General features: G+C 68.3%; 15 protein-coding genes. 4 read left to right on the top strand and 11 right to left on the bottom strand.

All coding sequences use genetic code 11. The features are described from left to right. Positions 1 to 58 precede the first annotated feature (58 nt). The 3 genes from MVG78_RS04660 to MVG78_RS04650 all read left to right on the top strand — a co-directional run bounded on the left by MVG78_RS04660 (position 59) and on the right by MVG78_RS04650 (position 2,611). Entirely contained in the window at positions 59 to 790 is a 732-nt protein-coding gene (locus MVG78_RS04660; RefSeq protein WP_247558643.1) for a GntR family transcriptional regulator, read from the top strand. Positions 791 to 866: 76 nt separating this feature from the next. Further along, on the top strand, positions 867 to 1,328 hold the full coding sequence (locus MVG78_RS04655) for a MarR family winged helix-turn-helix transcriptional regulator (RefSeq protein WP_247558641.1): 462 nt from the start codon (positions 867 to 869) through the stop codon (positions 1,326 to 1,328). Further along, on the top strand, positions 1,325 to 2,611 hold the full coding sequence (locus MVG78_RS04650) for an MFS transporter (RefSeq protein ID WP_247558640.1): 1,287 nt from the start codon (positions 1,325 to 1,327) through the stop codon (positions 2,609 to 2,611). The genes MVG78_RS04655 and MVG78_RS04650 overlap by 4 nt, the downstream gene beginning before the upstream one ends. Positions 2,612 to 2,811: 200 nt before the next feature. Here the strand turns inward: MVG78_RS04650 and MVG78_RS04645 are convergent, their stop codons facing one another. The 6 genes from MVG78_RS04645 to MVG78_RS04620 all read right to left on the bottom strand — a co-directional run bounded on the left by MVG78_RS04645 (position 2,812) and on the right by MVG78_RS04620 (position 7,884). Then, positions 2,812 to 3,822 (bottom strand): zinc-binding alcohol dehydrogenase family protein, encoded by a 1,011-nt coding sequence (locus MVG78_RS04645; RefSeq protein WP_247558638.1) that lies wholly within the window; start codon positions 3,820 to 3,822, stop codon positions 2,812 to 2,814. A gap of 67 nt (positions 3,823 to 3,889) precedes the next feature. Further along, a complete protein-coding gene (locus tag MVG78_RS04640) occupies positions 3,890 to 4,678 on the bottom strand; it encodes a transporter substrate-binding domain-containing protein (protein ID WP_247558636.1) in 789 nt (262 codons plus the stop codon). 23 nt (positions 4,679 to 4,701) lie between these two features. Next, positions 4,702 to 5,430: an amino acid ABC transporter ATP-binding protein gene (locus MVG78_RS04635; RefSeq protein ID WP_247558634.1), complete on the bottom strand. Its 729-nt coding sequence runs from the start codon at positions 5,428 to 5,430 to the stop codon at positions 4,702 to 4,704. Next, positions 5,414 to 6,067: an amino acid ABC transporter permease gene (locus MVG78_RS04630; RefSeq protein ID WP_247558632.1), complete on the bottom strand. Its 654-nt coding sequence runs from the start codon at positions 6,065 to 6,067 to the stop codon at positions 5,414 to 5,416. The genes MVG78_RS04635 and MVG78_RS04630 overlap by 17 nt, the downstream gene beginning before the upstream one ends. Positions 6,068 to 6,082: 15 nt before the next feature. Next, the gene (locus MVG78_RS04625) at positions 6,083 to 6,766 is read right to left on the bottom strand and encodes an amino acid ABC transporter permease (protein WP_247558630.1); all 684 of its coding nucleotides are present in this window, start codon (positions 6,764 to 6,766) and stop codon (positions 6,083 to 6,085) included. Next, entirely contained in the window at positions 6,763 to 7,884 is a 1,122-nt protein-coding gene (locus tag MVG78_RS04620) for a mannitol dehydrogenase family protein (protein ID WP_247558628.1), read from the bottom strand. Before MVG78_RS04620 ends, MVG78_RS04625 begins: the two co-directional genes overlap by 4 nt. 199 nt (positions 7,885 to 8,083) lie before the next feature. On the opposite strand from MVG78_RS04620, the gene MVG78_RS04615 reads away from it, so the two are divergent. Then, positions 8,084 to 9,052: a GntR family transcriptional regulator gene (locus MVG78_RS04615; protein ID WP_247558627.1), complete on the top strand. Its 969-nt coding sequence runs from the start codon at positions 8,084 to 8,086 to the stop codon at positions 9,050 to 9,052. Between the two features lie 45 nt (positions 9,053 to 9,097). Here the strand turns inward: MVG78_RS04615 and MVG78_RS04610 are convergent, their stop codons facing one another. From MVG78_RS04610 to MVG78_RS04590, 5 genes are read right to left on the bottom strand one after another with little or no spacing between them, the layout of a single operon-like run. Beyond that, positions 9,098 to 9,949 (bottom strand): Gfo/Idh/MocA family protein, encoded by an 852-nt coding sequence (locus MVG78_RS04610; RefSeq protein ID WP_247558625.1) that lies wholly within the window; start codon positions 9,947 to 9,949, stop codon positions 9,098 to 9,100. Continuing rightward, entirely contained in the window at positions 9,916 to 10,092 is a 177-nt protein-coding gene (locus MVG78_RS04605; protein ID WP_247558623.1) for a hypothetical protein, read from the bottom strand. Before MVG78_RS04605 ends, MVG78_RS04610 begins: the two co-directional genes overlap by 34 nt. Next, a complete protein-coding gene (locus tag MVG78_RS04600) occupies positions 10,089 to 11,003 on the bottom strand; it encodes a sugar phosphate isomerase/epimerase family protein (RefSeq protein WP_247558621.1) in 915 nt (304 codons plus the stop codon). The genes MVG78_RS04605 and MVG78_RS04600 overlap by 4 nt, the downstream gene beginning before the upstream one ends. Positions 11,004 to 11,014: 11 nt before the next feature. After that, positions 11,015 to 11,848: a carbohydrate ABC transporter permease gene (locus tag MVG78_RS04595; RefSeq protein WP_247558619.1), complete on the bottom strand. Its 834-nt coding sequence runs from the start codon at positions 11,846 to 11,848 to the stop codon at positions 11,015 to 11,017. Next, the gene (locus tag MVG78_RS04590) at positions 11,848 to 12,786 is read right to left on the bottom strand and encodes a carbohydrate ABC transporter permease (protein ID WP_247558618.1); all 939 of its coding nucleotides are present in this window, start codon (positions 12,784 to 12,786) and stop codon (positions 11,848 to 11,850) included. Before MVG78_RS04590 ends, MVG78_RS04595 begins: the two co-directional genes overlap by 1 nt. Between the last annotated feature and the right edge of the window lie 13 nt (positions 12,787 to 12,799).

Below are 12,799 nucleotides of genomic sequence, written 5' to 3'. Positions count from 1 at the left end.
ATCCAGACCTAATGTGGACGGGGCAGCCCCGTCAAGGCATATCTAAAGGGGCTTGCATATGGATGAGCATGGACCGGGTTCGAAGCTGATGGCCGTCTCCGCCCTGATGGATGAGGAAGGGCTGGAAAGCCCGCCGGCGGGCGGGGTCGGCCCCATCGTGCGCCGCCCGCTTCAGGAAGAGGTGGCCGCCCGGCTGCGCGACCTGATCACGCAAGGCACCATCGCCCCCGGCACCCGCATCAACGAGGTCGCGCTCTGCGCCAAGCTCGGTGTCTCCCGCACCCCGTTGCGGGAGGCCGTGCGCATGCTGGCCGGTGAGGGGCTGGTGGAACTGGTGCCGGCCCGGGGCGCGGTGGTGCGGAAGGTCACGTTGAAGGACGTGACCGACAGCCTGACGGTGCTGCGCAACCTGGAAGGGCTGGCGGGGGAGCTTGCCTGCCGCGAAGCCTCGGGGGAAGGGATCGCACGCGTCGTGGCGCTGCACGAGGCGATGATGGACCGCTATGCCGCCCGGGACCGCATGGCCTATTTCAAGCTGAACCAGGCGATCCACACCGCGATCGTGGCCCTGTCCGGCAATGCCACGCTGATCTGGGCGCATGAGGCGATCCAGGCGCGGATGAAGCATATCCGCTTCATCGGCAATGCCGGTCCGGAGAAATGGGCCGGGGCCGTGGCCGAGCACGAGCAGATGGTCGCGGCCCTGAAGAAGCGCGACGGCACGGCCCTGGCGCGGGTGCTGCAACTGCATCTGGACAAGACGCTGGAACGGGTGCGCGACCAGATCTGAACCCCCTACTCCGGCGGATAAGGCTGGGCGCGGAAAATCCTGGACGGGCGGCAAATGCGGGCATATACCCGCATTTATGATGACGGAATGCTACTGCGTAGCGCTGCGCGTGGCGGCGCGGAAGGTCTCGTCGATCTATGACGAGGCCCTGGCCCCGGCGGGCGTCAACGTGGCCCAGTACAGCCTGTTGCGGCGGATCGGGCGTTTCCAGCCCGTCTCGCTCACCGAACTCGCGCGGCTCAGCCTGCTGGACCGCTCCACGGTCGGTCGCAACACCAAGCTGCTGGAGCGCGAGGGGCTGATCCGCAGCGTGGCCGGGCGCGACCAGCGCGAGACCGCGCTGGAACTGACCGAGGCGGCCCGGCGGGTGCTGCACGACGGCGCGCCCCTCTGGAACAAGGCACAGGCGGAGGTCGAGGCGCTGCTCGGCGCGGAGGGCGCCCGCAACCTGCGCGCCCTTCTGAACGACCTCGACCCTTCTCCTTCCGGATCCAACCAGCCCGCCCGCCCGGGCGACCACGGGGAAACACCATCATGATCTCCACCGCCTTGGCCACGGGCCTGCGGCAGAAGGGCATCCATTACGGCTGGGTGGTCGCGGGGGCGACCTTCCTCACCATGCTCGCCACCGCCGGGGCCATGGGCTCCGCCGGGGTGATGATCGAGCCCCTGCAGCAGGAATTCGGCTGGCAGAACGCCGACATCTCCACCGCCTTCGCGCTGCGCCTCGCCCTGTTCGGGCTGATGGGCCCCTTCGCCGCCGCCTTCATGAACCGCTTCGGGGTGCGCAGCGTCATCCTCTGCGCCCTGACGCTGATCTCCGCCGGGCTGCTCGGCTCGCTGTTGATGCGGGAGCTCTGGCAGCTCGTGCTGCTCTGGGGCGTCATCGTCGGCCTCGGCACGGGGATGACGGCGATCGTGCTGGGCGCCACCGTGGCCACGCGCTGGTTCTCGGAACGGCGCGGCTTCGTGGTGGGGCTGCTCACTGCCAGCAATGCCACCGGACAGCTCGTGTTCCTGCCCATCCTGGCCAGCCTCAGCACGGCCTATGGCTGGCGCACCGCCCTGGTCTTCGTGCTGGGCACGCTGGCCTTCGCCATGGTCGTGGTGCTGCTGCTGATGCGCGACCGGCCCGCGGATCTCGGCCTCACGCCCTATGGGACCTCCGTGCAGCAGGCAGGGCCACCGCGTGAGCAGGGGCTGGGCAACCTCCTCCTCTCCCCTCTCCGCGTGCTGCGGGAGGCAGCCGGCAGCTACACCTTCTGGGTGCTGTTCCTGACCTTCTATGTCTGTGGCCTCAGCACCAATGGTCTGATCCAGACGCACTGGATCGCGCTCTGCGGCGATTACGGCGTGGCGGCGGTCGGGGCGGCGAGCATGCTGGCGGTGATCGGCATCTTCGACTTCGCCGGCACGATCCTGTCGGGCTGGCTGTCCGACCGCTACGACAACCGCTGGCTGCTGGCCTCCTACTACGCCTTCCGCGGCCTCTCCCTGCTCTACCTCCCCTTCACCGAGTTCAACGTCTACGCGCTCTCCGTCTTCGCGGTGGTCTATGGGCTCGACTGGGTGGCGACCGTGCCGCCGACCGTGCGTCTCGCCGCCAACCGCTTCGGCCCGGAAAAGGCGGGGCTGGTCTTCGGCTGGATCTTCACCGGGCACCAGCTCGGCGCCGCCACCGCCGCCTTCGGCGCCGGGTTCAGCCGGACCGAGTTCTCCACCTACCTGCCCGCCCTCTATGTGGCCGGCACCTTCTGCCTGGTGGCCGCCCTGCTGGTCGCCACGCTCTACCGCCGGCCACAAATGCAACCGGCGGAGTGACGCCGGACCACGCCGGGAAGCATGGCTCTCCGGCGACCGAGGACACCACCAGCGCGGAAATGGTGTCTTGCTGATCCCACCAGCGCCAACTCAAGGCGGGGTCTCGGGGAGGCCCCTGCCTCCCTGAGCGGTGGGGGTTCCGGGGGCAGGCGGAGCCTCCCCGGGGATGCAACGGGAGCGACGGCAGAAGCCGCGCCGTGTCAGATCTCCAGGATGGCCTTGATGACGCCCGCTTCCGGCCGCAGCCAGTCGCGGAACAGTTCCGGCCCGGCGGAGAGCGGGCCGCGATGCGTGTTGAGGGCCTGTGTCGGGACCTTGCCGGCCCGCATCTGGCGCACGACCTCGGCGAAGTCGTCCGGCTGGGCGTTGCGGCTCGCGAAGAGCGTGGTCTCGCGCTTGTGGAACTCCGGGTCCGAGAAGGTCACGTTGTCCCGCACCACGGAGACGAGGACATAGCGGCCGCCATGGCCAACGAAGCCGAAGCCGCGCTGCATCGCCGCCAGGTTGCCGGTGCAGTCGATCACGGCGTCGAAGAAGTCGCCATCCGTGGCCGCCGCCGCCCTGGCCTCCGCCTCACCATTGGCCAGCAGCAGCGCGTCGGCGCCCAGCCTGTCCTGCGTGAAGGCCAGGCGATCCTCCCGCATGTCCATCACCGTGACATGGGCCCCGCGTGCCTTGGCGAAGATGATGGCCGACATGCCGATCGGGCCGGAGCCGACCACCAGCACACGGTCCTGCGCCGAGATGCCGCCCCGCTTCACGCCATGCGCGCCGATGGCGAGGAACTCGGTCATCGCCGCATCCTCCAGCGGTGTGTCGCCCACGGGCACCACATTGCCGACGGGCACGCAGAGGAGTTCCGCCATGCCGCCATCCTTGTGGACGCCGAGCACGCTGATGTTCTGGCAGGCATTGGTGATACCCTTGCGGCAGGCGACACACCGGCCACAGCTCAGATAGGGCACGATATACACGTTCTGCCCGGCCTGGAGGCCGCTTCCTTCCGGCGCGCTTTCCACCGTGCCGGACAGCTCGTGGCCCATGACGCGCGGATATTCCAGAAAGGGATGCTTGCCCTGGAAGATATGGAAATCGGTGCCGCAGATGCCGACGCGCCTGATGCGCACCAGTGCCTCGCCCGGGCCCGGCTCCGGCTCAGGCCGGTCGATCACCGACAGCTTGCCGGGTTCGTCGCAGATCAGCACCTTCATGGTCTTGTCTTCCGCTCTTCAGGTCGGGCGGCCGGCCCGCCGCAGGTGGCGGGCCGGCGCGTTGGCATCAGGCCGGCATCTGCTCGGGCAACGGGACGCCGTTGTACTTCTTGTAGATCTCGCGCAGCTTGCCGTTTTCCAGGTTGGTGGCGATCCACTGGTCCAGCGCCGCCTTGAGCGCGGTGTCGCCCTTGCGGATGCCGATGGCATAGGGGTTGGTCTTGACCACGATCTTCACCTCGAACGGATCGCCGCCCGCCCGCGCATTGGCGGTGGCCATGATCTGCGGCGAGGTCGCCATGATATCCACCTGGCCGGAGACCAGCGCCGTCACCAGCGTCGCATCGTCGTCATAGCGGATGATCTGCGCCCCGGTGTTGAGCGAGGTGAATTCCTTGTCGTTGGAGCTGCCGCGCGTGGTGCCGACACGCTTGCCGGCCAGGGCGGCATAGTCCTTGATCTCCATCCCCTTCTTCGCGGCCACCACGATCTGGATGACGCCATAAGGGCGGGAGAAGTCGATCACCTTCTGCCGCTCCTCCGTCACGGAGAAGGAGGCAATGACCATGTCCGCCTTGCCGGTCAGCAGGAAGGGCACGCGGTTGGGGCTGGTGACCTGCACGATCTCCAGCGGCATGCCCCAGTCGGCGGCGAGGAGCTTCGCCGTCTCGACATCGGAGCCGGTGGGCTGCATCTGCGCGTCGGTCTGGCCGAAGGGCGGGGAACCGAGATCGATGGCCACCATCAGCTTCTTGCGCGACTTGATGGTGTCGAGCGTATCGGCCCGGGCGGGCAGCGCCAGGGTGGAGACGGCGGCGAGCGAGAGGCCGGCGCCGAGAAGGGTCCTGCGGTTCATTCCTGTGTTCCTCCGGTTCCTGGTCAGAGATCGTTGCCGATGAAGTCCCGCAGCTCCGGCGTCTGCGGTGACGTCAGCCGGTGGCCGGGCAGGGTCTCCCAGACCTTGCCCTGGCGCATGTAGATGACGTTGGTGGCGACCTTGCGGGCGAAGCCCATCTCGTGCGTCACCAGGATCATCGTCATGCCGCCGCGCGCGAGGTCCTCCATCACCTTCAGCACCTCGCCGGTCAGTTGCGGGTCGAGCGCCGAGGTGACCTCGTCGAACAGCATCACCTTCGGCTGCATCGCCAGGCTGCGGGCGATGGCCACGCGCTGCTGCTGCCCGCCCGAGAGCTGCTCGGGATAGTGGTCCGCCTTCTCGGCCAGGCCCACGCGCGAGAGCACGTCGCGCGCCAGGTCCCGCGCCTCCTTCTTGCCCAGCTTCTTCACGCAGGTGGGCGCCAGCATGATGTTCTGCTCGGCGGTCAGGTGCGGGAAGAGGTTGTAGCTCTGGAAGACGATCCCGACATCCAGGCGCAGCGCGCGCTTGTCCAGCGCCTGGCTGTGGATCTCATGGCCGCAGACCTGGATCGAGCCCTGCTCGATGCTCTCCAGCGCGTTGATGCAGCGCAGCGCGGTGGACTTGCCGGAGCCGGACTGGCCGATCACCGCCACGACCTCGCCCCGGTCCACGGCGAAGGAAACACCGTCCAGGACCTTCAGCGGGCCGAAGCTCTTGTGGACATTGTCGAGCTTAACGACGGCCGACATTGAGCCTCCTTTCCAGCCCGCGGCTCCAGGCCGAGAGCGGGTAGCAGATGAGGAAGTAGAGCACCGCGACGGCCATGAAGACGCGGAAGGGCTCGAAGGTGGAGTTGTTGATCAGCTTGCCCGCCTGGGACAGTTCTACGAAGCCGATCACCGAGGCGAGCGAGGTGTTCTTGACGATCTGCACGAGGAAGCCGACGGTCGGCGCCGTGGCGATGCGCATGGCCTGCGGCAGGATCACCCGCGTCATGCGCTGCCAGCGCGTCATGGCCAGGCATTCCGCGGCCTCCCACTGGGTCTTCGGCACGCTCTCGATGCAGCCGCGCCAGATCTCGCCCAGGAAGCCGGAGGAATAGACGGTCAGGCCGAGGCCCGCCGCCAGCAGCGCCGGGACGTTCTCAAAGCCGAGGATGGGCAGGCCGAAATAGATCAGGAAGAGCAGGATCAGCAGCGGCGTGCCCTGCACCACCTGCACGTAGCCGGCGGCGAGGCGGCGCAGCAGCGGGTTGTCGGAGATCCGCGCGAGCGCGACCAGGAAGCCCAGCACCCCGCCGCCGACAAAGGCCACGGCCGAGAGCGCGATGGTCCAGCACGCCGCGACGAGGAGGAATTCGAGATGGCCGAGGCCGAAGCTTGGCATGGTGTCCCGTCCCCCCTACAGCGCCGTGCCGAGCTTGCGGCGGCGGGTGAAGACCAGCATGCCGAAGCCCCAGAAGGCCCAGCGCACCACGAAGGACAGGGCGAGGTAGAGCAGGCCGACCACGATATAGGTCTCGAAGGCGCGGAAGGTGTCGGACTGGATGCGGTTGGCCACCGCCGTCAGCTCCTCCGCCGAGATCTGCGAGGTGATGGAGGAGGCCAGCATCAGCAGCACGTACTGGCTGACCAGGGCCGGATAGACCCGCTCGATGGCCGGGCGCAGCACCACGTGCCAGTAGGTCTGGGCACGGCTGAGCCCCAGGCATTCCGCCGCCTCGATCTGCGCCTTGTGCACGCTCTCGATGCCCGCGCGCATGATCTCGCAGGTATAGGCGACCACGTTCACCACCAGCGCGATCACCGCGGCCAGGTTCGCATCGACGCGGATGCCCAGTACGGCGATGCCGAAATAGATCAGGAAGATCTGCACCAGCAGCGGCGTGTTGCGGATGGCCTCGACATAGGCGCCGACCAGGCGCTTCAGCCAGGGCGCCCCATCCGTCCGGGCGATGGCGCAGAGCGCGCCGCCGATGAAGCCGAACACGGTCGAGACGGCCGAGAGCTGCAACGTCAGCCAGACGCCCTCGGCGAATTCGCGCCAGTAGGGCAGCAGCGCGGAAAAGTCGAACTGGTAGGTCATCCGCGGCCTTCCTGCCGTGCCAGCACCGCATCCAGCATCGGCGTCGCCCCCCTCGCCTCGCCCAGCCAGTGCAGGAAGGCGCCGATCCGCCGCTCCACCTTCGCGCCGTGGTTCTGCGCGATGTCGGCGATCCGGTGGTTCAGGAAGGGGTTCCGGAAACGGTCCAGCGTGGTGGCGGCATAGGCTTCCGCCTGCGCCCCCATGCCCCTGCGGGCGAAGCCGGGCAGCACTTCCTCGCGGTAGATCCGGCCGAGCCGGTCCGCCACCGCCGGATCGGCGAGGATTTCGCGCACCGTTTCCTCCGCGGCCCGGCCGTCCCGCAGCCAGAGATCCGCGAGGACCGTATGGCCCAGATTCAGAATATGCAGCTTCAGCCGCTCATGCGGTTCCAGCTCCTCCGCCAGCACGATCGCCGGATGGGCACAGGGCGGGACGAGCCCGGGGCGGCGTTCGATGACCCAGATCGCATAGGGCTCGGCGACGGCGCCCACCGGCTCCAGCGCCTCGGAGACGATCCGGTCCACCAGCGTGTCCGTCCAGGTCACGCCCTCGCGTAGCCAGTCGCGGAAGCCCTCCGGCAGCGCCGCCTGCGCCGCCAGTTCCAGGACCAGGGCCTGCAGCACCCGTCCGTTCCGGTTGATCAGCTCGCAGGGCAGGATGGTGATCGGCCGGGCGCCGGCCTGCCAGCGCGCGTGCAGCAAGCGGGTCAGCTTGCCGGGAAAGGATGCCGGCACGCCGTCCAGCAGGGCCGGGCCGCGATCCGCCTCCGCCACCGCATAGCCCATGTCGCCGGTGTTGGAGACCACATAGGCGGCCTCCCCGGCGAAGAGCCGTTCCAGCGCCTCCCAGTCCGCGCTGGCGGAAAGGCCCTGGTCGATGCTGGTGACGGTGACCGAGCGATCGACGGGCCGGCCATCCTCGATGCCACGGATCAGCACCGGATAGCCTTCCGGGCGCCCGAAGGCCGCCACGCGGCCGGCCCGTGCCGCATCCCCCGAGGTCTGGACGACCGTGATGGGGCCGGCCTGCTGGCCGGACTGCCTGGCCTCATGCACGAAGAGATCGACATGGGCCTGCAGGAAGCGGCTCGTGCCGAACTGGATGATGCGGCCGGTCACGCCGGCATCCACCAGACGTGGTCAGGCGAACGGACCCCATCCATGCGCGCATCTCCTCCCGTGTCTTCTGACTTATGTATGTTTTTACATAAAGGACAGGTAGGCGGAGCCTGTCAATCGGTTTTTAATGCACAAAGTACCGCCAAAAGAACCAGCCCGGACGGGCGTGCCGAATGGGAGTACCGGAAGGGAAGCCGCGATGAAGACGAACACGCTCTACAAGAGGAGCTTCAACCGCTGCCTGGATCTCCTGGCGGAACAGCCCCTGGGCCCCTTGCCCTTCTCGGAGGCCGGGCTCGCGGCGCAACTGGGGGTGAGCCGGACCACGGTGCGCGCCATCCTGGCCGGGCTGAGAGAAGCGGGAATCCTGCGGGGCCATGGGGGGGAGCGCTGTCTCGCGCGCCATCCCGACCCGCGGGACCACTTCCCCGATCCGCAGACGGAAGGCGCTTCGCAGATCGTGGAGCGCAAGTTCATGCAGATGGTGCTGACCGGCGATCACCGTCCCGGCCAGACGATCAACAGCGCCGAGCTGGCGCGGCAGTTCGGCACCTCCACCACGGCGGTCCGGGAGTATCTGACCCGCTTCAGCCAGTTCGGCCTGCTGGAACGGCGCGCCAACAGCGGCTGGATCTTCAAGGGCGTGACGACCGGCTTCGCCACGGAGATCTACGAGATCCGGGAGATGTTCGAGCTGCGCTCGGCACGGCGCTTCGTCGGCCTGGACGACACCGCCCCGGCCTGGGCCGCCCTGGACGCGATCGAGCGGGAGCATCGCGACCTGCTGCGGCACATCGACAGCCGCTACAGCGATTTCTCACGCCTCGACGAACGCCTGCACAGGCTGATCCACGAAGCGTCGCACAACCGCTTCATCCGCGAGTTCTACGACGTGATCTCGATCATCTTCCACTACCACTACCAGTGGGACAAGACGGACGAGAAGGAACGGAACATCGTCGCCATCGGCGAGCACCTGGACTATATCGCGGCGCTGCGCAGCCGGGACCTGCGGCTGATCGACGCGAAATGCCGCGCGCACCTGCGCAGTGCGCGTGCCACGATGCTCCGGTCGATCGTGACCGGCCCGCTCCAGGGCGAGGAACGGAAGCCGAGCGGCACGGCGCCGGCAATGCCGCAGATGAGCTCGCGGAAAGCCGCCGGATAGGCTGACCGGCGGCACGGGCGCGCGCCCGTGCCGCCAGGTAGCGTCTCAGATCTCCAATTGCCGCCGCATCGCCTCCAGCCGCTCCATGGCCACCACCCCGGCGGCGATGTCCGGCGCCCCGGTCTTCTGCCCCGCCAAAGCCGGGACCACATCGGCGAGGAGGGCGTGATAGCCCTTGTAGTCCTCGTTCGCGGCGGCGGTGAAATTCGGGCGCCAGGTGAGCGTGTCCTCGCTTTCCAGCAGGGTCGCGGCGGGATCGGCGACCTTGAAGGGCGGGTTGCGGTGCCAGGTCACGTTCACGACGTCGTCCACCTCGATGCGCTGGTGGTCGCCCATCAGCTCGATCCGCTCCACGGGGGTGCCGCGGCTCTGCATCGTACCCATGGCGACCGTGCCGATCGCGCCGCATTCGAAGTCGAGGGCCAGGTGGAAGAGGATGCGCCCCGGCTTCCGCTCCACCTTCCGGGCCCGCATGCCCACGACCGGCGAGACGAGATGTGAGACCAGGTCCATGTAGTGGACGCAGTGATGCAGCAGGAACCCGGTATAGTCCACATTCCCTTCGAAATACCCGGGCGCCGTCATGTAGTAGCCGGTCAGGCCATAGATCGGGCCGAATTCTCCGGATTCCAGGATGTTCTTCGCGATCCTGTTGCCAACCGAATAGCGCTTCATGAAGCCGAGGAGGAGCGGCTTGCGGGCGCGCTCGGCGGCGGCCAGGAGTTCCCTCGCCCCTTCCGCGGTCGCGGCCGGGGGCTTCTCCATGAAGACCGGCAGCCCACGCTCCAGCGCCGCCTTGCCGAAGGCCAGGTGCTGGTCCGGACCCACCGCCATGCCGACCGCGTCGAGGCCGGGCGTGGCGATCAGATCGGCCGCGCTGGTCGTCCGTTCGCGCACACCGAACTGGCGCCCCGCCTGGGCCAGGCGGCCCCGTCCACGTCGCAAAGGGCGACGAGTTCCACGTCATGGCGCAGGAGCTGCGGCAGCAGCATCTGCGTCGCATGGGTGCCGCAGCCGATCCAGCCGATCCTGAGGGTCATCGCCGGTACTCCGTCAGCAGAAGATGGGACTTGATGAAGCGGACGGCGGCGTCCAGGCGTGCGCTCTCATCCTCATGCGGCGGCCGCCACTGGGCGAAGGGCACGCCGAAGCGGTCGTCGTTGCGGCGGAAGGGCTCCAGCGAGACGGGGCCCTCGTAGCCCACCTCGTGCAGCGCACGGCAGACGGGAACCCAGTCGATCGATCCCGTGCCGGGAAAGCCGCGATGGTTCTCGTTGGCCTGGAAATGGATGAGATGCCGGCCGCCCAGGCGGATCGCCTCGGCGATCGAGGCTTCCTCCATGGCCATGTGGAAGGTGTCGAGCATCAGCCCGACCGAGGGATGCTCCACCGCCTCCAGCAGTTCCATCGCCTGCTGCGTGGTACAGAGGACATCGCTCTCGAAGCGGTTGAGGGGCTCGATCGCGAGCCGGATGCCGCAGCCCGCGGCATGCGCGCCGGCGGCCCGCAGCCCCTCCACGCAGCGCGCCTTGCGAGCCAGGCGTTCCTCCTCCGCCACCGGTGCCGGGGAGCGCCCGGCGAAGACCAGGGGATTGCCGGTCAGCGGCCCCCCGACGATCGTGGCGCCCAGCGCGGCGGCGCAATCCGCGGCGTAGCGCAGATAGTCCACGCCCGCGCGGTGCTTCGATGCCTCGGCGGAGGACAGGTTGCGGTCGAGATTGACCCGGGCGGCGAGCACCACGCCCAGCCCGGCATCGCGCAGCGCCCTGGCGGCCACGGCGAGGTTCATCTCGCCTGGCTCAGGTACCAACAGCTCGACGAAGTCGAAGCCCAGGGAGCGCATGCGGTCGAAGAGGTGGAAATGCTCCTCGGTGAAGGGCCGCGCATACTGCATGGAGACGAGGCCGACGGGATTCACGCGCTGCCCTCCATCGCTTGGTCCGGTTGTCATGATGCTCCGTTTCATCCCTTGACGGCGCCCTGTGTCAGGCCACCCACGAGGCGGCGCTGCACGAGCAGGAAGAGGATCGTGACCGGCAGGGCACCCACCACGCCGCCCGCGGCGAGGAGGCCCCATTCGATCTGGTATTCGCCGATCAGCGTCTGGATCGCGACCGTGACGGTGCGGACATTCCTGCCGCCGAGCGTCAGGGCGTAGAGATACTCGTTCCAGGCGGTGATGAAGATGTAGATGCCGGTGGAGATGATGCCCGGCAGGGCCAGCGGCAGCACCACGCGGCGCAGCGCGGTGAGGCGCGAGCAGCCGTCGATCATCGCCGCCTCGTCGAGGCTCTTCGGAATGGCGCCGACATAGCTGCGCAGCATCCAGACGGCGAAGGGGATCGCCACGGTAGAATTGGCCAGGATCAGCGCCAGATGCGTGTCCAGCAGCCCCAGCCTCCGCATCAGGATGAAGAGCGGCAGGATCAGCAGCACCACCGGGAACATGTTCACCAGCAGGAACTGCAGCATCAGCAGCCGCCGCCCCCGGAAGCGGAAGCGCGAGAAGGCATAGGCCGCCGTCACCGAGACAGTGAGCCCCACCGCCACCGTCCCGAGCGCGACGATGAGGCTGTGCCCCATATTGCCGAGGAAGGAGGTCTGCCGCAGCAGGCGCAGGTAGTTGTCCGCGCTCCATCCGGCCGGGGAGACGGACACACCGCTGGCCACGATCCGCGCGCTGGGCGTGAGCGAGGTCAGGATCATCCAGAGGAAGGGGCCGATCGCCAGCAGCACGATCAGCGCCACGGGCAGGTGGATGGTGAGCAGGCGGCGGGCGAAGCCGTGGCGGCGCATCACTCGGCCTCCTTCATCGTGCGGGAGAGGTAGAGCGCCACGATCCCGGCGAGCAGGATGGTGAAGGTGACGGCGATGGCCGTGCCATAGCCGAAATCCAGGTTCTGCCGCGCCTTCACGAAGGCGTAGAGCGGCAAGGTATAGGTCGCGTAGCCGGGGCCGCCGCCGGTCATCACGAAGATGACGTCCATCGAATTGGCCACCCAGATGACCCGCAGCAGCCCGGCCGTGGCCAGGACCGGGGCGAGGCCGGGCAGGGTGACATAGCGGAACTGCCGCCATGGGGAGGCGCCGTCGATGGCGGCCGCCTCGTACTGGCTCTTCGGGATGCCCTGGAGGCCGGCCAGGATCATCACCGCGAAGAAGGGAAAGCCCTGCCAGGTCAGGGTGGCGATCACGGCATAGAGGGCGGTGTCCGGATCGGCCAGCCAGGGCACCGCCGACTGGATGATGGACAGGCGCAGCAGCAGGTCGTTCGCCACGCCCGTGCTGGGATCGTAGATCCAGCGCCGCATCAGCGCGATCACCACGCTGGGCAGCGCCCAGGGGATCACCACCAGCGCGCGGGCGATGCCGCGCCAGGCGAAGTCCTGGTTCAGCAGCAGCGCCGCCACGAGGCCCAGCCCCATCTGCAGCGGCACGGTGAGGCCGATCCAGAGCGCGGTCTGCCACAGCGCCGTCCAGAAGACCGGATCGGAGAGCAGGCGCAGGTAGTTGCCCAGCCCGACGAAGCGGCTGGCGTTGGGGCGGAACAGCACCAGGTCGTAGAAGCTGGTCCAGACGGCCTGCACCATCGGCACGAAGACGATCAGCAGGGTGACGAGCAGGGCCGGCGCCAGCAGCAGATAGGGCATGGCGCGCAGGCGCAGCATCGCCCGCGCCCGCCACCCGTTCGACGCCATCCCGCCGGGCATCGCCATGGAAACGGTCTCGCTCATGCGGATCTTTCCC

The organism is Roseomonas gilardii subsp. gilardii (genome assembly GCF_023078375.1).
Lineage (GTDB): Bacteria > Pseudomonadota > Alphaproteobacteria > Acetobacterales > Acetobacteraceae > Roseomonas > Roseomonas gilardii.
Note: the sequence above shows the minus strand (reverse complement) of the source record. Positions and strands in the feature narration are given on the sequence as shown.

Excerpts from the sequence above, each read along its gene's own strand:
- MVG78_RS04600 (WP_247558621.1), bottom strand. The coding sequence starts at position 11,003 with ATGACAACCGGACCAAGCGATGGAGGGCAGCGCGTGAATCCCGTCGGC.
- MVG78_RS04630 (WP_247558632.1), bottom strand. The coding sequence starts at position 6,067 with ATGCCAAGCTTCGGCCTCGGCCATCTCGAATTCCTCCTCGTCGCGGCG.
- MVG78_RS04655 (WP_247558641.1), top strand. The coding sequence starts at position 867 with ATGATGACGGAATGCTACTGCGTAGCGCTGCGCGTGGCGGCGCGGAAG.
- MVG78_RS04650 (WP_247558640.1), top strand. The coding sequence starts at position 1,325 with ATGATCTCCACCGCCTTGGCCACGGGCCTGCGGCAGAAGGGCATCCAT.
- MVG78_RS04660 (WP_247558643.1), top strand. The coding sequence starts at position 59 with ATGGATGAGCATGGACCGGGTTCGAAGCTGATGGCCGTCTCCGCCCTG.
- MVG78_RS04595 (WP_247558619.1), bottom strand. The coding sequence starts at position 11,848 with ATGCGCCGCCACGGCTTCGCCCGCCGCCTGCTCACCATCCACCTGCCC.
- MVG78_RS04625 (WP_247558630.1), bottom strand. The coding sequence starts at position 6,766 with ATGACCTACCAGTTCGACTTTTCCGCGCTGCTGCCCTACTGGCGCGAA.
- MVG78_RS04615 (WP_247558627.1), top strand. The coding sequence starts at position 8,084 with ATGAAGACGAACACGCTCTACAAGAGGAGCTTCAACCGCTGCCTGGAT.
- MVG78_RS04635 (WP_247558634.1), bottom strand. The coding sequence starts at position 5,430 with ATGTCGGCCGTCGTTAAGCTCGACAATGTCCACAAGAGCTTCGGCCCG.
- MVG78_RS04605 (WP_247558623.1), bottom strand. The coding sequence starts at position 10,092 with ATGACCCTCAGGATCGGCTGGATCGGCTGCGGCACCCATGCGACGCAG.
- MVG78_RS04640 (WP_247558636.1), bottom strand. The coding sequence starts at position 4,678 with ATGAACCGCAGGACCCTTCTCGGCGCCGGCCTCTCGCTCGCCGCCGTC.
- MVG78_RS04590 (WP_247558618.1), bottom strand. The coding sequence starts at position 12,786 with ATGAGCGAGACCGTTTCCATGGCGATGCCCGGCGGGATGGCGTCGAAC.
- MVG78_RS04645 (WP_247558638.1), bottom strand. The coding sequence starts at position 3,822 with ATGAAGGTGCTGATCTGCGACGAACCCGGCAAGCTGTCGGTGATCGAC.